14 protein-coding genes are annotated in these 20334 nt (G+C 62.3%); 2 read left to right on the plus strand and 12 right to left on the minus strand.

Translation table 11 applies throughout. The features are described from left to right. The first annotated feature begins 63 nt into the window (after positions 1 to 63). Positions 64 to 1323: an MFS transporter gene (locus OGL93_RS06445; protein WP_263261950.1), complete on the plus strand. Its 1260-nt coding sequence runs from the start codon at positions 64 to 66 to the stop codon at positions 1321 to 1323. A gap of 75 nt (positions 1324 to 1398) precedes the next feature. On the opposite strand, the gene OGL93_RS06450 is transcribed toward OGL93_RS06445, so the two are convergent. The 12 genes from OGL93_RS06450 to OGL93_RS06505 form a co-directional block, all read right to left on the minus strand. Then, complete coding sequence (locus OGL93_RS06450; RefSeq protein WP_263261613.1) at positions 1399 to 1767, minus strand: NirD/YgiW/YdeI family stress tolerance protein; 369 nt, start codon at positions 1765 to 1767, stop codon at positions 1399 to 1401. A 60-nt stretch (positions 1768 to 1827) separates the two neighbouring features. Beyond that, positions 1828 to 2898 (minus strand): uroporphyrinogen decarboxylase, encoded by a 1071-nt coding sequence (gene hemE, locus OGL93_RS06455; protein WP_263261614.1) that lies wholly within the window; start codon positions 2896 to 2898, stop codon positions 1828 to 1830. A 106-nt stretch (positions 2899 to 3004) separates the two neighbouring features. After that, on the minus strand, positions 3005 to 4426 hold the full coding sequence (locus tag OGL93_RS06460; protein ID WP_263261615.1) for an FAD-dependent oxidoreductase: 1422 nt from the start codon (positions 4424 to 4426) through the stop codon (positions 3005 to 3007). Positions 4427 to 4537: 111 nt separating this feature from the next. Further along, positions 4538 to 8986, minus strand: a complete 4449-nt coding sequence (gene gltB / locus OGL93_RS06465; protein WP_263261617.1) for a glutamate synthase large subunit — start codon at positions 8984 to 8986, stop codon at positions 4538 to 4540. Positions 8987 to 9351: 365 nt separating this feature from the next. Beyond that, positions 9352 to 10962 (minus strand): AAA family ATPase, encoded by a 1611-nt coding sequence (locus tag OGL93_RS06470; protein WP_263261619.1) that lies wholly within the window; start codon positions 10960 to 10962, stop codon positions 9352 to 9354. Positions 10963 to 10972: 10 nt separating this feature from the next. Then, positions 10973 to 12076, minus strand: coding sequence for a 3-dehydroquinate synthase (gene aroB, locus OGL93_RS06475; RefSeq protein ID WP_263261620.1), 1104 nt, complete (start codon positions 12074 to 12076; stop codon positions 10973 to 10975). Positions 12077 to 12126: 50 nt separating this feature from the next. Then, positions 12127 to 12645, minus strand: coding sequence for a shikimate kinase AroK (aroK, locus tag OGL93_RS06480; RefSeq protein ID WP_263261622.1), 519 nt, complete (start codon positions 12643 to 12645; stop codon positions 12127 to 12129). Between the two features lie 4 nt (positions 12646 to 12649). Beyond that, positions 12650 to 14758: a type IV pilus secretin PilQ family protein gene (locus OGL93_RS06485; RefSeq protein ID WP_263261623.1), complete on the minus strand. Its 2109-nt coding sequence runs from the start codon at positions 14756 to 14758 to the stop codon at positions 12650 to 12652. Between the two features lie 34 nt (positions 14759 to 14792). Continuing rightward, positions 14793 to 15320 carry a pilus assembly protein PilP gene (locus OGL93_RS06490; RefSeq protein ID WP_263261624.1) on the minus strand — a complete coding sequence of 176 codons (528 nt, stop codon included), beginning with the start codon at positions 15318 to 15320 and terminating at the stop codon, positions 14793 to 14795. Continuing rightward, complete coding sequence (pilO, locus tag OGL93_RS06495; protein WP_263261625.1) at positions 15317 to 15940, minus strand: type 4a pilus biogenesis protein PilO; 624 nt, start codon at positions 15938 to 15940, stop codon at positions 15317 to 15319. Before pilO ends, OGL93_RS06490 begins: the two co-directional genes overlap by 4 nt. After that, complete coding sequence (locus OGL93_RS06500) at positions 15937 to 16503, minus strand: PilN domain-containing protein (RefSeq protein WP_263261626.1); 567 nt, start codon at positions 16501 to 16503, stop codon at positions 15937 to 15939. The genes pilO and OGL93_RS06500 overlap by 4 nt, the downstream gene beginning before the upstream one ends. Then, positions 16503 to 17567 (minus strand): pilus assembly protein PilM, encoded by a 1065-nt coding sequence (locus tag OGL93_RS06505; RefSeq protein ID WP_263261627.1) that lies wholly within the window; start codon positions 17565 to 17567, stop codon positions 16503 to 16505. Before OGL93_RS06505 ends, OGL93_RS06500 begins: the two co-directional genes overlap by 1 nt. A 179-nt stretch (positions 17568 to 17746) precedes the next feature. Between OGL93_RS06505 and OGL93_RS06510 the strand changes: the two genes are divergently transcribed. Then, a complete protein-coding gene (locus OGL93_RS06510) occupies positions 17747 to 20185 on the plus strand; it encodes a penicillin-binding protein 1A (RefSeq protein WP_263261629.1) in 2439 nt (812 codons plus the stop codon). Positions 20186 to 20334: the final 149 nt, after the last annotated feature.

Genomic DNA, 20334 nt, shown 5'->3' on the forward strand with positions numbered 1-20334 from the left:
CATGTTTTGCTAGCTATATGATTTTTTCGTTCCCCTTCTTCGCCGAGGCTTCCCTTGAAGACCATGATGGCCGAACCCTCACGGGCAGAACCTGCATTACCAAGTGAGCCCGGCACCGAGCGCTGGATCGAAAAAGGCACGCCGCTGTTCCTGCGCACCGTCCTGGCATTGTTTTGCGGCGGTTTTGCGACCTTTGCCTTGCTGTATTGCGTGCAGCCGATGATGCCGATCCTTTCTAGGGAGTTTTCCATCAATGCGGCGCAAAGCAGCTTGGTGCTGTCGGTGTCTACCGCCATGCTCGCGGTGGGGCTGCTGATCACTGGGCCGATTTCCGACCGGTTCGGGCGCAAACCCGTCATGGTCACCGCGCTGTTCGGCGCCGCCCTCTGCACCCTGGCCAGCGCGCTGATGCCAAGCTGGCCGGCGATCCTACTGATGCGTGCCTTGCTTGGCTTGTCATTGAGCGGCGTGGCGGCCGTGGCGATGACCTACCTGAGCGAAGAAATCCACCCAGAGCACATTGGCCTGGCAATGGGCCTGTACATCGGTGGCAACGCCATCGGCGGGATGTCTGGCCGTTTGATTCTGGGCGTACTGATCGACTACGTCAGCTGGCACACCGCAACGCTGGTGATCGGTGCCCTCGCGTTGGCGGCGGCAGTGGTGTTCGTGAAGGTGCTGCCACCGTCGCGTAATTTCCGCAGCCGGACGCTCAACCCGCGCAGTTTGCTCGACGGCTTTATGGTGCACTTTCGGGATGCCGGCTTGCCCTGGCTGTTTCTGGAGGCCTTTCTGTTGATGGGCGGCTTCGTCACCTTGTTCAACTACATCGGCTATCGGCTGCTCGCCGCGCCTTATGCCCTGAGCCAGGCCTTGGTGGGGCTGCTATCGGTGGTGTACCTGGCGGGCATCTACAGCTCAGCGCAGGTCGGTGCGCTCGCTGACAAATACGGCCGACGCAAGGTTTTCTGGGTAGCTATCGCCGTCATGCTGCTGGGCTTGCTGCTGACGCTGCTGCCTGCGCTGGGGACAATCCTCTGCGGCATGTTGGTGTTCACCTTTGGCTTTTTCGGGGCGCATTCCGTGGCCAGCAGCTGGATCGGCCGTCGCGCCATTCATGCCAAGGGCCAGGCATCTTCGCTCTACCTGTTCAGTTACTACCTGGGCTCCAGCCTCGCCGGCACGCTAGGCGGCATCGCCTGGCATTACGGCGGCTGGAATGGCATTGGCCTGTTTATCGGCAGCCTGCTGGTAGCCGCCCTCGCCGTCGCGGTGAAGCTGGCGCGATTACCAGTGCTGCCGGGGAATAAGAAGCCGGTATAGAACAGAAACACCGGGAGCCGGCAAAAAGGGCTCCCGAAGGTCTCATTCAGGCGCCAAGGCCTGCTCCCACAGGAATCATTTCACCAGCTGAATGCGATCCACATCGACTTCCACACCCTTGGCGTCCCGGTCCACTTCGCCGACCAGCCGCACCTTCTGCGTCTCACTCACGGTCACACCCGCCGGCCACTTGTCATGGTCGATCTCGACCTTCACTTCCCCGGTGGCGTCACGGAACTCGTAGTCATCTTCCCCGACCTGCCTGGTGATCTGCCCTTCGAGGATCACTGGCGTATCGTCAGCGGCCTCCAAGGCAGCTTTTACCGTTTCAACCTGTTGGGGGGCCGTGCCCTTCGTTTGGCCGGAATTCGGCCCGGTGTAGGCGGCGAAGGCGCTGACAGACATCAGCGAGGCGAGGCAGGCGGCGGTAATTGCAGCTTTCATGGGCGTCTCCGGTTGGCTACTTGAGTGCAACCAGCGTAACGCCCATGGCTGAAGCCAAACTTAAGCCGGGGTGTGATATCCGGCCGACAGTTCGTGTACCGCTTCGATAAAGGCGCCGGCGTGGGCGGGGTCCACCTCAGGGGTGATGCCATGGCCAAGGTTGAACACGTGGCCGCTGCCTTGGCCATAGCTCGCCAGGATGCGAGCGACTTCTGCACGGATCGCCTCCGGCTTGGCATACAACACGGCGGGGTCCATGTTGCCTTGCAGCGCTACCTTGGCGCCCACGCGCCGGCGTGCCTCGCCGATGTCGCAGGTCCAGTCCAGGCCCAGCGCATCCGCCCCGGCCTCGGCAATCGACTCCAGCCACTGGCCGCCATTCTTGGTGAAGAGAATCACGGGCACTTTGCGCCCGTCGTGCTCACGGATCAGCCCACTGACGATCTGCTTCATATAGGCCAGCGAGAAGGTTTGGTAGGCAGCCGAAGACAAGTTGCCCCCCCAGGTATCGAAGATCTGCACTGCCTGGGCGCCAGCCTGGATCTGCCCGTTAAGGTAGGCGGTGACCGCTTGAGCGAGCTTGCCCAGCAGCAAGTGCATGGCCTCGGGCTGGTCATAGAGCATGGCTTTGATCTTGCGAAAATCCTTTGAAGAACCCCCTTCGACCATGTAGGTCGCGAGCGTCCAAGGGCTGCCGGAGAAGCCGATCAGCGGAACGCGGCCGTTCAGCTCGCGGCGGATGGTGCTGACGGCATCCATCACGTAACCCAGGTCTTGATGCGGGTCCGGGATCGGCAGCGCCTCGATGTCGGCGACCGTGCTGATCACCTTGCGAAAACGCGGGCCCTCGCCGGTTTCGAAATACAGGCCCTGGCCCATGGCATCGGGGATGGTGAGGATGTCCGAGAAGAGGATGGCGGCATCGAGCGGGTAACGCTCCAGCGGTTGCAGGGTCACCTCACAGGCGAACGCAGGGTTCATGCACAGGCTCATGAAATCGCCGGCCTTGGCCCGGCTGGCGCGGTACTCAGGCAGGTAGCGCCCGGCCTGACGCATCATCCATACCGGCGTAACGTCTACCGGTTGCTTGAGCAGGGCGCGCAGGAAACGGTCGTTCTTCAGGGCAGTCATGGGGGCATCCGCGGAAAAAGTGCGGGCATTTTCTCAGACACCACGGCAAAAGGCACGGCGTTGCGCCGTGCCTTTCATCTATCGCCTCGATTGAGCGCTCCCGCGGTTACAGCTGCAGGTAGTCCATGATCCCTTCGGCGGCAGTGCGACCTTCGAAGATGGCCGTCACTACTAGGTCCGAACCGCGCACCATGTCGCCGCCGGCGAAGATCTTCGGGTTGCTGGTCTGATGACGGAACTGCCCACCCTCCGCCGGTGCGACCACCCGGCCCTGGCTGTCCAGCTGAATCTGGTGCTGCTCGAACCAGGCCGCCGGGCTGGGGCGGAAACCGAACGCGATCACCACCGCATCGGCGGGCAGGATCTCCTCGGAGCCCGGAATCGGCTCGGGGCTACGCCGGCCACGGGCATCGGGTTCGCCGAGGCGCGTTTCCACCACCTTGACACCCTCGACCCGGTCCTCGCCGACGATGGCGATGGGTTGGCGGTTATAGAGGAACTTCACCCCTTCCTCCTTGGCGTTTTTAACCTCGCGGCGCGAGCCCGGCATGTTCGCCTCGTCGCGGCGATAGGCGCAGGTCACCGTATGCGCGCCTTGGCGAATAGACGTGCGATTGCAGTCCATGGCGGTGTCCCCGCCACCGAGCACAACCACGCGCTTGCCCTTCATGTCGACGAAGTCTTCCGGGGCCTTTTCGAAGCCCAGGTTGCGGTTGACGTTGGCGATCAAGAAGTCCAGCGCATCGTGCACGCCGGGCAGGTCTTCACCGGGGAAGCCGCCTTTCATGTAGGTATAGGTACCCATGCCCATGAACACTGCGTCGTACTCGGCGAGCAACTGCTCCATGGTGATGTCCGTGCCCACCTCGGTGTTGAGGCGGAACTCGATGCCCATGCCGGTGAAGATCTCTCGGCGGTTGCTCAGCACCGTTTTTTCAAGCTTGAACTCCGGGATGCCAAACGTGAGCAGCCCGCCGATTTCCGGGTTGCGGTCGAACACCACCGGTGTCACCCCGCCACGCACCAGCACGTCCGCACAGCCAAGGCCCGCCGGGCCTGCACCAATGATCGCCACGCGCTTGCCGGTGGGCTTGACCTTGGACATGTCTGGGCGCCATCCCATGGCGAAGGCGGTGTCGGCGATGTATTTCTCCACCGAACCGATGGTCACCGCGCCAAAGCCATCGTTGAGGGTGCATGCCCCTTCGCAGAGCCGGTCTTGCGGGCAAACGCGGCCGCATACCTCCGGCAAGGTGTTGGTTTGATGAGACAGCTCGGCAGCGGCGAGGATGTTGCCTTCCGACACCAGCTTGAGCCAGTTGGGAATGAAGTTGTGCACAGGGCACTTCCATTCACAGTACGGGTTGCCGCAGCCCAGGCAGCGGTGGGCCTGCTCGCCGGCCTGCTGCGGCTTCAGCGGTTCGTAGATTTCCACGAAAGCTTTCTTGCGCTGGCGCAGCTGTTTTTTCTTCGGATCCTTGCGGCCGACATCGATGAACTGGAAGTCGTTACTCAAGCGGTCAGACATTTCGGGTCGCCTCACGGCGCAGCTTCAAGCGACAGCTTCAAGCTGCAAGCAAAATTCTGGTTACCGCGGGCAGCTCGAAGCTTATGGCTTGAAGCTTGCCCGCTAGGGCTCTTACTGTGGGTTGGCAATGGTGCTGGACAGCAGCGACTTGAGGCTGGCGGCCTTGGGCTTGACCAACCAGAAGCGGCGCAGGTAATCGTCCAGGTTCTCCCAGAGGTTACGCCCCCATTCGCTGTCGGTTTCGGTTACATACTCGGCCAGCACCCCTTCCAGATGGCTGCGGTAGGCTTCCATCGCCTCGCCGCTAATCCGTTGGATCTCCACCAGCTCATGGTTGACCCGGTCAACGAAGGTGTTGTCCTGGTCCAGCACATAGGCGAAGCCGCCGGTCATCCCGGAGCCGAAGTTGTAGCCGGTTTTGCCCAATACGCAGACGAACCCGCCGGTCATGTATTCGCAGCAATGGTCACCGGTGCCTTCCACCACGGTATGCGCGCCGGAGTTACGCACAGCGAAACGCTCGCCGGCGGTGCCGGTGGCAAACAGCTTGCCGCCAGTGGCGCCATATAGGCAGGTGTTGCCAATGATGGCGCTGTCCTGGGTTTTGAACGGGCTGCCCTTGGGCGGCACGATGACCAGCTTGCCGCCGGTCATGCCCTTGCCCACGTAGTCGTTGGCGTCGCCTTCGAGGTACATGTTCAGGCCGCCGGCGTTCCACACGCCGAAGCTCTGCCCGGCGGTTCCGATGAAGCGGAAGGTCACGGGGGCATCAGCCATGCCTTGGTTGCCGTAGCGCTTGGCGATCTCGCCAGACACCCGGGCGCCGATGGAGCGGTCGCAGTTGCACAGGTCCATGGCGTATTCACCACCGCTGCGGGTCTCGATCGCGCCGAGGGCCAGCTCGACCATCTTCTCGGCCAGCAATCCTTTGTCGAACGGCGGGTTGCGCTCGGCCTCGCAGAACTGCGGCTTGTCGGCTGGCACATGGTCGCTGCCCAGCAGCGGCGTGAGGTCCAGGTGCGCCTGCTTGGCAGTGTCCCCGGCGATCACGTCGAGCAGGTCGGTGCGCCCGATCAGCTCACCGAGGCTGCGAACGCCCAGGCGCGCCAGCCACTCGCGGGTTTCTTCGGCCACGAAGGTGAAGAAGTTCACCACCATGTCCACGGTGCCGATGTAGTGGTCCTTGCGCAGCTTTTCGTTCTGAGTGGCCACGCCTGTGGCGCAGTTGTTCAGGTGGCAGATGCGCAGGTACTTGCAGCCCAGGGCAATCATTGGCGCGGTGCCGAAACCGAAGCTTTCGGCGCCGAGGATCGCGGCCTTGATCACGTCCAGGCCGGTTTTCAAGCCGCCGTCGGTCTGCACGCGTACCTTGCCGCGCAGGTCGTTGCCACGCAGGGTCTGGTGCGTTTCCGCCAGGCCCAATTCCCACGGGCTGCCGGCGTACTTGATGGAGGTCAGTGGCGAGGCGCCAGTGCCGCCGTCGTAGCCCGAGATAGTGATCAGGTCTGCGTAGGCCTTGGCCACGCCGGCGGCAATGGTGCCAACGCCGGCTTCGGACACCAGCTTGACCGATACCAGCGCGGCCGGGTTGACCTGCTTGAGGTCGAAAATCAGCTGCGACAAGTCTTCGATCGAATAGATGTCATGGTGCGGCGGCGGCGAGATCAAGGTAACGCCCGGCACCGCATAACGCAGCTTGGCGATCAGCCCGTTGACCTTGCCGCCAGGCAGTTGGCCGCCTTCACCTGGCTTGGCCCCCTGGGCGACCTTGATCTGCAACACCTCGGCGTTCACCAGGTACTCGGGTGTCACGCCGAAGCGGCCGGTCGCTACCTGTTTGATCTTGGAGCTGCGGATGGTCCCGTAGCGGGCCGGGTCTTCGCCGCCCTCGCCGGAGTTGGAGCGCGCGCCCAGGCGGTTCATTGCCTCGGCAAGCGCTTCGTGAGCTTCCGGAGAGAGCGCACCGAGGGAAATACCGGCCGAGTCGAAGCGCTTGAGGATCGCCTCTAGCGGCTCCACTTCTGCCAGCGCCAGCGGTTGCGCGGTTTCACGCACCTTGAGCAGGTCACGCAGCATGGACACCGGGCGGTTGTCCACGATCGCGGTGTACTCCTTGAACCGGGCGTAGTCGCCTAGCTGTACAGCGGCCTGCAACGAGTTGACCACGTCTGGGTTGTAGGCGTGGTATTCGCCGCCATACACAAATTTCAACAGGCCACCCTGCTGGATCGGTTTGCGCGGGCTCCAGGCCTCCAGGGCCAGTGCCTTCTGCTCGGCTTCCAGGTGGCTGAACCGCGCGCCCTTGATGCGGCTGGCAACGCCACGGAAGCACAGCCCGGTGACCTCGTCGGCCAAGCCAATGGCTTCGAACAGCTGCGCGCCACGGTAAGAGGCGACGGTAGAGATGCCCATCTTCGAGAGGATCTTGAGCAACCCCTTGGTGATGCCCTTGCGGTAATTCTTGAACACCTCGTAGAGGTCGCCCAGCACTTCGCCCGTGCGGATCAGATCGCCCAGCACTTCGTAGGCCAGGAAGGGGTAAACGGCTGAGGCGCCGAAGCCGATCAGCACGGCGAAGTGATGCGGATCGCGCGCGGTAGCGGTCTCTACCAGGATGTTGCTGTCGCAGCGAAGGCCCTTTTCCACCAGCCGGTGGTGAACGGCGCCGGTCGCGAGTGCGGCGTGCGCTGGCAGCTTGCCCGGGGCAATGGCACGGTCGCTAAGTACGATCTGGGTCTTGCCGCCCCGTACCGCTTCCTCGGCCTGGTCGGCGATGTTGCGAATGGCGGCCTCGAGACCAAGGCTTTCATCGTAGTTGAGGTCGATCAGCTGGCGCTCGAAGCCTGGGCGCTCGAGGTTCATCAGCGCTCGCCACTTGGCCGGCGAAATCACCGGGGAGCTGAGAATCACCCGGGAAGCGTGTTCCGGGGATTCCTGGAAGATATTGCGCTCGGCGCCCAGGCAGATTTCTAGCGACATCACGATCGCTTCCCGCAGCGGGTCGATCGGCGGGTTGGTGACCTGCGCGAACTGCTGGCGGAAATAATCGTAGGGGGTGCGCACCCGCTGAGACAGCACCGCCATCGGCGTGTCGTCGCCCATCGAGCCCACGGCTTCATAGCCCTGCTCGCCCAGCGGGCGCAGCACTTGGTCACGCTCCTCGAAGGTCACCTGATACATCTTCATGTACTGCTTCAGGCGATCGGGATCGTAGAAGTCCGAGCCGTGGTCGTGGTCGTCCATCTTCGCCTGGATGCGCAGTGCATGCTTGCGCAACCACTGCTTGTACGGATGCCGCGACTTGAGGCGATCGTCCAGGGCATTGGTGTCGAGGATCTGCCCGGTCTGGGTGTCCACGGCGAAGATCTGCCCCGGCCCCACGCGGCCCTTGGCGATGACGTCCTCGGGTTTGTAGTTCCACACGCCGATTTCCGACGCCAGGGTAATGTAACCATTGCGCGTGGTGACCCAACGCGCAGGCCGCAGGCCGTTGCGGTCAAGCAGGCACACCGCGTGACGGCCTTCGGTCATCACCACGCCCGCTGGCCCGTCCCACGGCTCCATGTGCATGGAGTTGTATTCGTAGAAGGCGCGCAGGTCTGGGTCCATGGTTTCGACGTTCTGCCACGCCGGCGGGATCAGCATGCGCACGCCGCGGAACAAGTCGATGCCACCGGTGACCATCAGCTCGAGCATGTTGTCCATGCTGGAGGAGTCCGAACCTACCCGGTTGACCAGCGGGCCGAGCTCTTCAAGGTCCGGGATCAACTCGTTGGCGAACTTGGCGCGGCGTGCCTGCGCCCAGTTACGGTTGCCGGTGATGGTGTTGATTTCCCCGTTGTGGGCCAGGAAACGGAACGGTTGGGCCAACGGCCACTTTGGCAGGGTGTTGGTCGAGAACCGCTGGTGGAACACGCAAATGGCCGTTTGCAGGCGTTCATCGCCAAGGTCCGGGAAGAAGGCCGCCAGGTCGGCGGGCATCATCAAGCCTTTATAGATGATGGTCTTCTGCGAAAAGCTGCAGATGTAGTGGTCGGTGTCCTCGGCATTGGCAACCGAGGAGCGCCGCCGGGCGCTGAACAGCTTGATCGCGAACTCTTGGTCGCTCAAGCCTTCGCCACCGACGAACACTTGCTCGATCTTCGGCAACCGCTCCAAAGCCAGGCGGCCGAGCACGCTGGTGTTGATCGGTACTTGCCGCCAGCCGATCAGCTGCAGGCCAGCCGCGATGATCTCGCGGTTCATGTTTTCCCGAGCCGCCTCGGCACGGGCGTCATCCTGGTTCAGGAACACCATGCCCACGGCATATTGGCGGGGCAGCTCAGCGCCAAAATGCTCCTTGGCGATCGCTCGCAGGAACAGGTCGGGCTTTTGCATCAGCAGGCCGCAGCCGTCACCAGTCTTGCCGTCGGCATTGATGCCGCCGCGGTGGGTCATGCAGGTCAAGGCCTCGATGGCCGTCTGCAACAGGTTGTGGCTGGGCTCGCCCGTCATATGGGCAATGAGGCCAAAGCCGCAGTTGTCCTTGAATTCCTCGGGATGGTACAGACCTGTTTTCATAGACACTTTCTCACCAGGCTGCCTCTCTTGGAGGCAAATGCTCTTTAATTCAACCACTTACCATCCACGCCGAACGAACGCCAGCTTTGCGGGGGCAAAAGGGCAGTCATTGTACACAGCGGTGCTGTGTGCCACAAATTTGATGACGATTTAATGTATTTACTTGTCGCCAATTTGAAAGCAATTAGCAGCCTTTATGGAGTAGCCGGGCTGCTTGAGTCAATGATTATCGGCCTCGCGACAGGGGCTCGTGGCCTGCGGGCACTTTGGAGGGACACAAAAGCCCGCAGCGTGGTGCGCCGCGGGCTTTTGTGCAATCGACTCGGGGAACGTCAGGAGGTGGCGAGGATGGCGCCACCGGGCCCTCAGTGGGCTGAGGCCAGCTCTTGTTGGACGCTGGCGACAGTTCTAGGCCATGGTTTACCAGCCTGGACCTTCGCTGGCAAGTTCTTGATCGCGGCAACCGCGGCTGCGCGGTTGGCGAAGCTGCCGTAAGTCACCACGAACAGGGGTTTGCCCTGAAGGGTTTTCTTGAAGTACCGATACTCGCCACCCTGCTCATTGACGTAGGACTGCGCCGCACTCTCCGAGCTGGTGCCAAAGATCTGCACCACATAGTTACCAGGCGACTGGGCGGTGTACCAACCGGAGCCGGCAGCCTTGGCAGTGGCCTTATCGGCTGGCTTTTCCGTGGGCTTGACTGGAGCAGGCTTGGCCATCGCCAACTGCTGGCCTTGGGCTGGCGCCGGTGCTGGCTTGGCGGGCGCCGGGGTGGGCTTGCTGGCAGCTACCGGCGCGGCTGGCTGAGGCGCGGCGTTAGCAGGAACAGGCACCGGGGTAACGGCAGGGCCCGCAGGCGCGCCCACAGGCGGCGCGGTGGTGGTGACCATTGGCGGCTGGCCGGCACCACTGTTGTCGGCCACCGAAGGTGCGCCGTCATCGTCCTCGGAGCCTGCTGCCGAGGCCAGCGGCTCACGCATCACGGGCTGGCCGTTGAGCGGCAGCGGCTTGGAGTTGCCGGCGAATTCAATGGAAGGGTTACCGTCCTGGTTAGGCTGAGCACTGCCCGGCTGCCCCTGCCCCAGTGGCAGCTGCGCCTGTTCGCTTGCAGGGCTCGGCGGCCTGTGGCCCGAAAGCAAGCCCGCGGCGGCGACGACTACAACCACCACGGCGGAAAGGGCCAGTACGTATTTATTCGGCATTTTAAATCCTATGGAAGGGCGCTTACCCGCGGAGCGACTGGCGATCATCGCCTCGATCATCGAGTCCCGCGCGACCTGGTTGATCGGCCCGGGCCAGCCAGCGGAAGACTCATGAATGTCCGCGATCTGCTCGTTGCTGAACAACGCGATACCCTTGCCGGCACCTTCCAGGCGCTGGGCCAGGTATTCGCGGGTTTCCTCGAGTGTGTACGGCTGCAACTCGATAATGTGATAACGCTCTGGCCCGCATTCGAGCTGCTCGAGGGTCGCTATCAGCGACGGCTCGCCGAACAGGAACACGTGCGGCCGCCCTTCGGGCGCCCCTCCGGCCAGTTCCAGCAGGGCTTCGAGCGCCGATTCGTCGAGTTGTTCCGCGTCGTCCACCAACAGGTAGACTTCCTGGCCGGTCAGCCCCAGCTGAACCACCCGCGCCAGGATGTTGCCGACGGAGGCTTCGCTGGCTCCCACGCCCAGGGCGACCTGACCAAGCATGCCAGCGGCTTCGCCAGCGCCCCGCGCCGATACCACCACGCTCATCACCGACTGCTTGTTGGTGCTAGCGACCAGGGCCTGACGCAACAGGGTTTTCCCGCTACCAAGAGGCCCGGTGACCACCAGCATCAGCTGGCTGTAGCGCGCAAGGTGGTGCAGTTGGCCGAGCACCGGCTTGCGCTGCGCGGGGAAAAACTTGAACCCCGGCACGCGAGCGGCGAAGGGGTCGTGTTCCAGTTGGTAGTGGCCGAGGAAGGCCTCATCGGCATGCAAACTTGTCATCGAACTCTCGTTAACCTCGAAGCTGATCCACGATAGCGCGGTAATCCGCCTTCAGCGTGGCCTGGAGTATCTCGGGTGCATAATCGTCGGTCACGACCGCTTCGCCCAAACGGCGCAGAAGCACCAGGCGCATGCGGCCATCGACCACTTTCTTGTCGACGGCCATATGGCGAAGGAAGTCATCCGCGCTCATTTCAGCCGGCGGCACAACGGGCAGCCCAGCACGCAGCAACAAGCCGATCCCGCGATCGCGCGCGGCCCGGTCGATCCAGCCCAGGCGCATGGACATTTCCAATGCCATGGCCGTGCCTGCCGCCACTGCCTCGCCGTGCAGCCACACACCATAACCCATCTGGGTTTCGATGGCGTGGCCAAAGGTGTGCCCCAGGTTGAGCGTGGCGCGCACGCCGGACTCACGTTCGTCGGCATTCACCACCACGGCCTTGGCCGCGCAGGAACGGCGAATGGCTTCGGTCAGCGCGACCTGATCTACGCTCATCAACGCGTCGATGTTCTGCTCCAGCCAAGTCAGGAAGGGCTCGTCGCAAATCAGCCCGTACTTGATCACCTCCGCCATCCCCGCGGACAGCTCCCGCCGCGGCAGCGAACGCAGGGTAGCCGTGTCGATCAACACCGCCTTGGGCTGGTAGAAAGCACCGACCATGTTCTTGCCCAGCGGATGGTTGATCCCGGTCTTACCCCCCACGGAGGAATCCACCTGGGACAACAGCGTGGTCGGCACCTGGATGAAGTCGACCCCCCGCTGATAGCAGGCGGCAGCGAAGCCCGCCATGTCGCCGACCACGCCGCCACCCAGGGCGACCACCGTAGTGCGACGGTCATGACGCGCCCCCAGCAGGGCATCGAAAATCCGCTGCAGGGTCTCCCAGTTCTTGTAGGCCTCGCCATCGGGCAGCACCACCGGCAGCACTGACCGCCCTTCGAGCGCCTTGCTGAGCTGCGCAAGGTAAAGTGGCGCCACCGTCTCGTTGGTGACCACCGCCACCTGCCGGCCCGCCAGGTAGGGCTGCAGAAGCTCCGGATCGCCGAGCAGGTTCTCGCCAATGTGAATGGGGTAGCTGCGTTCGGCCAGTTCGACCTTGAGTGTTTGCATCGTTTCGCAAGTCCGGGCGCGGTGGCCGTTGGTCATGTTTGCCGCGGGCTTCACCGAGGAGTCAGGTGACGCAGGCGGTCGAGAATGTCGAGTACTACCATCCGGGGCGGCCGCTCGTCCGTTTCCACCACCAGGTCGGCGATCTCCCGATAGAGAGGATCACGAACCTGCAACAGTGCGCGAAGGGTGGCCTCGGGGTTGCCGGTCCGCAAGAGGGGCCGGTTGCGGTCGCGAGCTGTGCGCCCCACCTGCTGTTCCACCGACGCGTGTAGATACACTACCCGGCCGCCGGCACGCAGGACCTGCCGGTTGGTATCGCGCAAGACCGCACCGCCACCGGTGGCCAGCACCACGCCATCATAGGCGCACAGCTCAGCCAGCATGGCATGCTCACGGTCGCGGAAGCCCGCCTCGCCTTCGCGGTCGAAAATCCATGGGATGTTCGCGCCGCAGCGTGTCTCAATTTCCTTGTCGGAGTCCCGGAAGGGCAGACGTAACTCTTTGGCTAACAAACGGCCGATGGTGCTTTTCCCCGCGCCCATCGGCCCAACGAGTATCAGATTTCGCACAGAATCAATGACTCACAGCAATCGCCTGGTTGTTCATGATACGCGGAGTCAAGAACACCAACAGCTCGGATTTGGCTTCCGAGACCACGTCCCGGCGGAATAGGCGCCCAACATACGGCACATCGCCAAGAAATGGCACCTTGTCCGTCGTTTTGGTCTGCGTGTTGGAGAACACCCCACCGATCACGATGGTTTCGCCATCGTTGACCAAAACCTTGGCGTTGACCTCGTTCTTCTGGATCGGCGGAACACCCAGCACCTCATTGAGGTAGTCGGGTTCGTCCTTGGTGACCTTCACTTCCATGATGATGCGGTTATCCGGCGTGATCTGCGGAGTAACCTCCAGCGACAACGATGCTTCTTTGAAGGACACCGTGGTTGCGCCGCTGGAACTGGACTCCTGGTAAGGAATTTCCGTGCCCTTGAGGATTTTCGCCGTTTCTTTGTCCGAAGTGACGACCTTGGGTTGCGATACCACCTCGCCGTTGCCGGTTTTTTCCATGGCGCTGAGCTCAAGGTCGATCAGGGTATTGTTGGTAACGAAGCCCAGGCCGATGCCGGAGGTAGCGTCGGCGGCGCCCAGATCGACGAATGGCACGTTCTTGCCAATGTCGTCGCCCGTGTTGCCCGCCTCGTCGCCGTTGTCGTCCAGGCCGTAAACGGTGCCCTTGCCCCGGGTAGACGTACCGCCCCAGCGAACGCCCAAGGCCTTGTCGTAGCCCACGTTCGCTTCGACGATCCGCGCTTCGATCATCACCTGGCGCACTGGGATGTCCAGTTGAGCAACGATCCGCCGCAGTTCATCGAGGCTGTCCTGGGTTTGATAGGCAATGATGCTGTTGGTGCGGTCGTCCACGGTGATCGAGCCACGAGCATCGGCATTGTCCTTGGAACCGGTCACGGACTGGAACAGCTTGGCGATATCCGTTGCCTTGGCGTAGTTCACCTGGATCAAGTCACGCCGCAGCGGGGCCAGCTCCTGCAATTGCTTCTGCGATTCGAGTTCCTGGCGCTCGCGGGCAGCGATTTCATCGGCCGGGGCCACCAGCAGCACGTTGCCCACCTTGCGTTTGTCCAGGCCCTTGGTCTTGAGCACCAGGTCCAGGGCCTGGTCCCAGGGAACATTCTGCAGGCGCAGGGTAATGCCGCCTTGAACCGTATCGCTGGCCACCAGGTTGAGGTTGGTGAAGTCAGCGATCAGCTGCAGTACCGAGCGCACGTCAATGTCCTGGAAGTTGAGCGAGAGCTTGTCCCCGGTGTAAACATTGCGGTCAGCGTTGCGCCGCTGCAGGTCTTCGTTGGTCAACGGCCGTACGCTCAGGGTCAGCTTGTTATCTGCCTGGTAGGCCGAATAGTCGAAGGCCCCAGAAGGCTCGATGGTCACCGTGGCGCTATCACCCGCGACGGTAGAATTGACGAACTGAACCGGCGTGGCGAAGTCTTTTACGTCCAGGCGCAGGCGCAGCGGGTCCGGCAGAGCCGTCTTGGCGAAGCTGACTATGATCTTGCCGCCCTGCTCCTTGATGTCAGGGCTGATAGTGGGATCGCTCAATTCGATTACCACGTTTCCTTCACCCAGCGGCCCGCGCTGGAAATCCACGCTGCGGATGGCTTTGCCCACCGGAGCGGCCATCACAGGGCGGGGAGCGACCGGCGCCGGGGCCCGCGTGGGTGAGCCGGCAGCATTGCCGGGCGCGGCGGGCGGCGTGGGGCCCGAGGCCTGGACGGCGCTGGCGCCCTGACCGATGAGTACGAATACGTTGTTGCCTTCGACCCGGGTGCTATAGGAAACCAGGGTCGTAAGGTTGACGATCAGCCGGGTACGGTCCTTAGCCTCGATCAGCACGAGGCTACGCGCATTGCCCACGCCTAGGTCCCGGCTGCGAGTAGCGACTTGGGCGACCACACCCGGGAAGTCCAGCGCGATACGGGCCGGATCCTCGGTGGTGTAGCCCCGAGGCGCTGTCACTGGGCTGTCGAACGACAGCTTCAGTTCGATGCGGTCACCCGGAAGCGCCGCGACATCGAGCGTCTTTAACGTGGCGGCCAGCAGGGCCGGGGACGCCAGCAACGCGACCAGCGCGACACCGAGGGCGGAGAGAATCCTGTTCATTGTTTGGTTCCACTGAGCATGCTTGACCGACCCGTCAGGAGGGTTCCTTGAGCAAAATGGTGCGTGGCCGTTCCAGCCACCCGCCTTCGCCGTCTGGAACGAGTTCCACGACATCGACTTCTGTGTCGCTGATGGCAACTATCTTGCCGTCGTTCTGGCCAATATAGTCGCCTACCTTGACCCGGTGGACCCCCCCACCGCCCTTGAGCAAGGCGTACCTGCCCGTAGCGTTGGCCAGGATGCCGACCATTTCGAAATCCCCGATACCGAATCCTTCGAGGAACTGCTTCACCCGGTTCGGATCGGGATGCACGTCCCGCGATCCCTTTTCCCGCTTCGCCTGCTCTACCCGGATCGGCGGCTGGAACGGGCTACGCATGTCGGTCGCCTGGTAAGTGAAAGCCTGGTAGGTCTGGAAGCGTGGAATGGGCTCGATAGTACCCTTGGGCGCCTCGTTCACCTGCTTGAGAAAAGCGTCGATATCGGAAAAGTCATCGGAACTGCCGCAGCCGGAGAGCGCCAGCAACACCAGCAGCATGCCTGCGTTGACCCAGCCCCTCATTGCGTCAGCCCCTTGTCGTTGTAACGATAGGTTTTGGCGAGGATCTGCATGCGTAATTGCGAGGTGCTTCCCTCGCTGACCGGTTTAACGTCGAAATCATGCAGCGTAACGATCCGCGGCAAGCTGGCCACGCCGCTGACGAAGCTTGCCAGGTCGTGGTAATTGCCAGTTACGGTGATTTGAATGGGCAACTCGATGTAGAACTGCTGGGCGGTCTCCGGCAGCAGTTTGATCTCTTCGAATTCAAGGCCGGCACCAAGCCCTGTCCGGGTAATGTCTTCCAGCAGGCCAGGAACCTCCGTGTCGCTCGGCAATTGGCGCAGCATGGCGCCAAACGAAGTTTCCATTTCTTTCATTTGCACGGTGTAGGCTTCGAGGTTCGCCGCTTGAAAAGCGTTGTTGGAATATTGCTCGCGCAGGACCTGCTCCTGGGCGATGTTGGTATTAAGGTCAGCCTCCAGGTCTTGGAGGTGAAAATAATAGCCCAGCCCCAACAGCAACAGCGCAAGCAGAACGGCGGCAACGCCTTTGACCGCCGCGGGCCATGAGCCCACGTTATTGATGTCGAGTTCGCTTAGCTCAACCTTTTGTAGGCTATCCAGCCATCCTGCCATGTTCATTTGTCATCCTCCTCCACCGTCGGCGCGGTCTGCCTTACGGACAACTGGAACAGGTTGGTCTGGTCGGTATCGGCGTCGGTCTTGGCCTTGACCTCGGTAAGGGCAGGCGCCTCGAGCCAGGGTGAAGCATCGAGGTTACGCATCAGGTCTGATACCCGATTGTTGGACTCTGCCGCGCCGGTGATGTCGATTTGCTTGCCGGCCATCTTCACCTCAGTGAAGTACACGCCATCGGGCAGGGTGCGCGCCAGCTGATCGAACACCCGCCCGATGATCGGCCGGTTGCCTTGCAGGTCTTGGATGATCCGCATCCTGGCGAGCAATTGCTTGCGCCTGGTTTTCAGCTCGCTGATGGCCTTGATACGCTGATCGAGGTTGGCGTTCTGGGTTTGCAAATAGTTGTTGCGCGCTGCTTGGCGGTCGATCTGGCCCTTGATGTACTGATCCGCCAGAAAGATGATCCCGCCGCAAAACAGCACTACCACTGCCAGCAGCAGCAAAAAGTGTTTTTTCCGTTCCTCGCGCTGCTGGTCGCGCCAAGGCAGCAGGTTGATGCGTGCCATCAGTCGAAGCTCCTGAGCGCCAACCCGCAGGCGATCATCAGCGCCGGGGCATCACTGGCCAGCGCGCCGGCGTTTACCTTGCTGTTAAGGGCCATGTCCGCGAAGGGATTGGCGACCAACGTAGGCGTGCCGATGCGTTGCTGGATCAATTGATCCAGGCCCGCGAGCGAGGCCGTACCGCCAGCGAGCACGATATAGTCAACCTGATTGAACTGCCCGGCGGCAAAAAAGAACTGTAACGAACGCGACACTTGCTGCACCACCGCCTCGCGGAACGGTTGCAGCACCTCGGCAACGTAGTCGTCCGGAAGCCCGCCCTGTTTCTTGGCCAGGCCCGCCTCCTCGACGCTCAGGCCGTAGCGGCGCTGGATTTCCTCGGTCAGCTGGCGGCCGCCGAACAACTGCTCGCGGGTATAGATGATCCGCCCGCCGTGGATCACGCTGAGCGTCGTCATGGTCGCGCCAACATCGACCACCGCTACGGTCAGCAGTTGGTCGCCGTTGCGCAATTGCGGGGCAAGCAAACCGAAAGCCCGCTCCAGGGCGTAGGCCTCTACGTCAACCACCCGCGCATTGAGACCGGCGACTGCCAACGCGGCCTCGCGCACTTCGACGTTTTCCTTGCGGCAAGCGGCCAGCAGCACCTCCACGCGTTCAGGATTACGCGCGGACGGCCCCTGGACTTCGAAGTCGATCGCGACTTCTTCAAGCGGGTAAGGAATGTATTGGTCTGCTTCGAGCTTGAGCTGGTTTTCCATTTCATCGTCGGTCATCCCGGCGTCCATTTCTATGGACTTGGTGATGACCGCCGAACCCGAGACGGCGAGCGCTACGCCGCGGGTGCTGGTACGGGCCTTGGCGACCACGCGAAGCAAGGCGTTGCCGACCCCTTCGAGCTCGGCGATGTTCTTTTCTACCACGGCATTGGCCGGCAACGGCTCGACGGCGTACGACTCGACCTTGAAACGGTCGCCTGCCCGGCTCAGCTCCAGCAGCTTGACTGATGTGGAGCTGATGTCGATCCCCAGAAGCGAGTTCGCTTTCTTGCTGAAGAGTCCTAGCACTACCGATTCCCTAGCACTATCCGAGACTTACGGACCGTTTATGGTACAAGGCATTTAATAGCAGTCTTGACAGAAGCGCAAATGACGCTCTCCCCCAAATTGCTTATAATGCCGAGCGTTTTTTTGCCTTGGCCCGCCCCTGCGGCTAAGCCCTTATTCTTACTGGAAATCCGAAAGCCTTGATCCGCCTGCTCAAGTTTTTCTGCTGGTCCATCCTCGCTGTGGTGTGCGGGCTTCTGCTCGGCCTGAGCGGCGCGTATCTGTATCTTAGCCCTGGCCTGCCCTCCGTGGAGGCCCTCAAAAGCGTTCAGTTGCAAATTCCTTTACGGGTATACAGCAGCGACGGCAAATTGATAGCAGAATTCGGCGAGATGCGCCGGTCGCCGATCAAGTTTTCCGATATCCCACCCCACTTCATCCAGGCACTGCTCTCGGCCGAGGATGACAACTTCGAAAACCACTACGGCGTGGACCCATCCAGCCTGGTGCGTGCCGCCAGCCAACTGCTGCGCAGCGGGCATATCCAGACAGGCGGTAGCACCATCACCATGCAGGTGGCGAAGAACTATTTCCTCAGCAGCGAGCGCAGTTTCTCGCGCAAAACAAACGAGATCCTGCTGGCGTTGCAGATTGAACGGCAGCTGAGCAAGGATGAAATCCTCGAGCTGTATGTGAACAAGATTTACCTGGGTAACCGCGCCTACGGCATCGAAGCCGCGGCGCAGGTGTACTACGGCAAATCCATCCGTGATTGCAGCCTGGCGCAAATGGCGATGATCGCCGGCCTACCCAAGGCGCCTTCGCGCTTCAACCCCCTGGCCAACCCCGCGCGGGCCAAGGAGCGCCGCGACTGGATTCTCGGGCGCATGTACAAGCTGGGCAAGATCGACGACGCCAGCTACCAGACCGCCCTGGCCGAGCCGATCAACGCCAGCTATCACGTGCCCACCCCGGAGCTGAACGCCCCTTACATCGCTGAAATGGCCCGCGCGGAAATGGTTGGCCGTTACGGCAGCGACGCGTATACCGAGGGCTTCAGGGTCACCACCACGGTTCCGGCAGACCTCCAGGAGCACGCCAACAAGGCGGTGCTTGATGGGCTTGTCACCTACGACCAGCGCCACGGCTACCGTGGGCCGGAATCGCGCCTGCCTGGCAAGACTCATGAAGCCTGGCTCGCCGAGCTGGCTCGCCAACGCACCCTGAATACCCTGGACCCGGCAATCGTTACCCGGGTGGACAAGGCCGGCATCACTGTACTGACCCGTGAAGACAAGCAAGAGCAGGTGTCTTGGGACAGCATGAAATGGGCCCGGCCGTTCCTCAATACCAATAGTCAGGGCCGCGCGCCGAGCCAGCCGGGCGACGTGGCGCAGATCGGAGACCTGGTGCGGGTTCAACGCCAGCCCGACGGCAGCTTGAAATTCAGCCAAGTGCCCACTGCCCAGAGCGCTTTGGTTTCGCTGGACCCTCACGACGGCGCGATCAAGGCGCTGGTTGGCGGCTTCGCTTTCGAACAGAGCAATTACAACCGCGCCATGCAGGCCAAGCGGCAACCGGGATCGAGCTTCAAGCCGTTCATTTACAGTGCCGCGCTGGACAACGGCTACACCCCGGCGAGCCTGGTCAACGACGCCCCCATCGTGTTCGTGGACGAATTCCTCGATAAGGTCTGGCGACCGAAAAACGACACCAATACCTTCCTTGGCCCGATCCGCCTGCGCGAAGCGCTGTACAAGTCGCGCAACCTGGTTTCCATCCGTGTGCTGCAAAGCCTGGGCGTCGATCACACCATCGACTACATCACCCGCTTTGGCTTCAACCGCCAGGACCTGCCGCGCAACCTTTCGCTGGCGCTGGGCACCGCCACCCTCACGCCGATGGAAATCGCCACGGGCTGGAGCGCCTTCGCCAACGGCGGCTTCAAGGTAACGCCCTATCTGATCCAGAAAATCGAAAGCCGCAGCGGCGACGTGCTCTTCACCGCGGCGCCGCCCGCGGTACCGACCGAAGAACAGGAAGCCGCCGAGCCGCCTGCCCAGCCGGCGCCTGCGGCCAATGGCAACGACGTGCAAGCTGGCAGTGCCGCTCCGGCCGCTTCGGCGCCGGCCTTCGCTCCACGGATCATCGATGGCCGCACCACCTTCATCCTGACCAGCATGCTCGAGGACGTGATCAAGAAAGGCACCGGCCGGCGGGCCCTGGCGCTGAATCGCCCGGATATCGCCGGCAAGACGGGTACCACGAACGACTCCAAAGACGCTTGGTTCTCCGGCTACAACGCGGACTACATGACCACGGTATGGACAGGTTTCGACCAGCCCGAAACGCTTGGCCACAAGGAATTCGGCGGTACCGTTGCGCTGCCGATCTGGATGGACTACATGGGCGCGGCGCTCAAAGGCAAGCCAGCGCATACCCAGGCCGAGCCTGAGGGTATCGTCAGCTTGCGCGTAGACCCGGTGACCGGCCGCGCCGCTACCCCTGCTACGCCCAACGCCTATTTCGAGCTGTTCAAGAGCGAAGACACACCGCCCTCGATCAACGAATTGGGCAACGGCAGTGCCCCGGGCAGCCCACTGCCGGCTGACGAGGCAGCGCCGATGGACCTGTTCTGACCGGCTCCCGGGCATGCCTGGCTGACCCGTAGCAGCACGGCGTGCCCAGGGCCGACCATCCGGCGATCAGGAGCACTCCGTTCCGGGCCATGGCCGCTCTCATAGCCGCCGACAGCATCGACGAGGCAATAAAAAACCGGCCATCAGGC

The organism is Pseudomonas sp. RIT-PI-S (assembly GCF_025642975.1).
In the GTDB taxonomy this organism is placed as follows: domain Bacteria; phylum Pseudomonadota; class Gammaproteobacteria; order Pseudomonadales; family Pseudomonadaceae; genus Aquipseudomonas.

What these genes read in the sequence shown, in the direction of transcription:
- OGL93_RS06445 (WP_263261950.1), top strand. Translation starts at nt 64, where the DNA reads ATGATGGCCGAACCCTCACGGGCAGAACCTGCATTACCAAGTGAGCCC.
- OGL93_RS06450 (WP_263261613.1), bottom strand. Translation starts at nt 1,767, where the DNA reads ATGAAAGCTGCAATTACCGCCGCCTGCCTCGCCTCGCTGATGTCTGTC.
- hemE (WP_263261614.1), bottom strand. Translation starts at nt 2,898, where the DNA reads ATGACTGCCCTGAAGAACGACCGTTTCCTGCGCGCCCTGCTCAAGCAA.
- OGL93_RS06460 (WP_263261615.1), bottom strand. Translation starts at nt 4,426, where the DNA reads ATGTCTGACCGCTTGAGTAACGACTTCCAGTTCATCGATGTCGGCCGC.
- gltB (WP_263261617.1), bottom strand. Translation starts at nt 8,986, where the DNA reads ATGAAAACAGGTCTGTACCATCCCGAGGAATTCAAGGACAACTGCGGC.
- OGL93_RS06470 (WP_263261619.1), bottom strand. Translation starts at nt 10,962, where the DNA reads ATGACAAGTTTGCATGCCGATGAGGCCTTCCTCGGCCACTACCAACTG.
- aroB (WP_263261620.1), bottom strand. Translation starts at nt 12,076, where the DNA reads ATGCAAACACTCAAGGTCGAACTGGCCGAACGCAGCTACCCCATTCAC.
- OGL93_RS06485 (WP_263261623.1), bottom strand. Translation starts at nt 14,758, where the DNA reads ATGAACAGGATTCTCTCCGCCCTCGGTGTCGCGCTGGTCGCGTTGCTG.
- OGL93_RS06490 (WP_263261624.1), bottom strand. Translation starts at nt 15,320, where the DNA reads ATGAGGGGCTGGGTCAACGCAGGCATGCTGCTGGTGTTGCTGGCGCTC.
- pilO (WP_263261625.1), bottom strand. Translation starts at nt 15,940, where the DNA reads ATGAACATGGCAGGATGGCTGGATAGCCTACAAAAGGTTGAGCTAAGC.
- OGL93_RS06500 (WP_263261626.1), bottom strand. Translation starts at nt 16,503, where the DNA reads ATGGCACGCATCAACCTGCTGCCTTGGCGCGACCAGCAGCGCGAGGAA.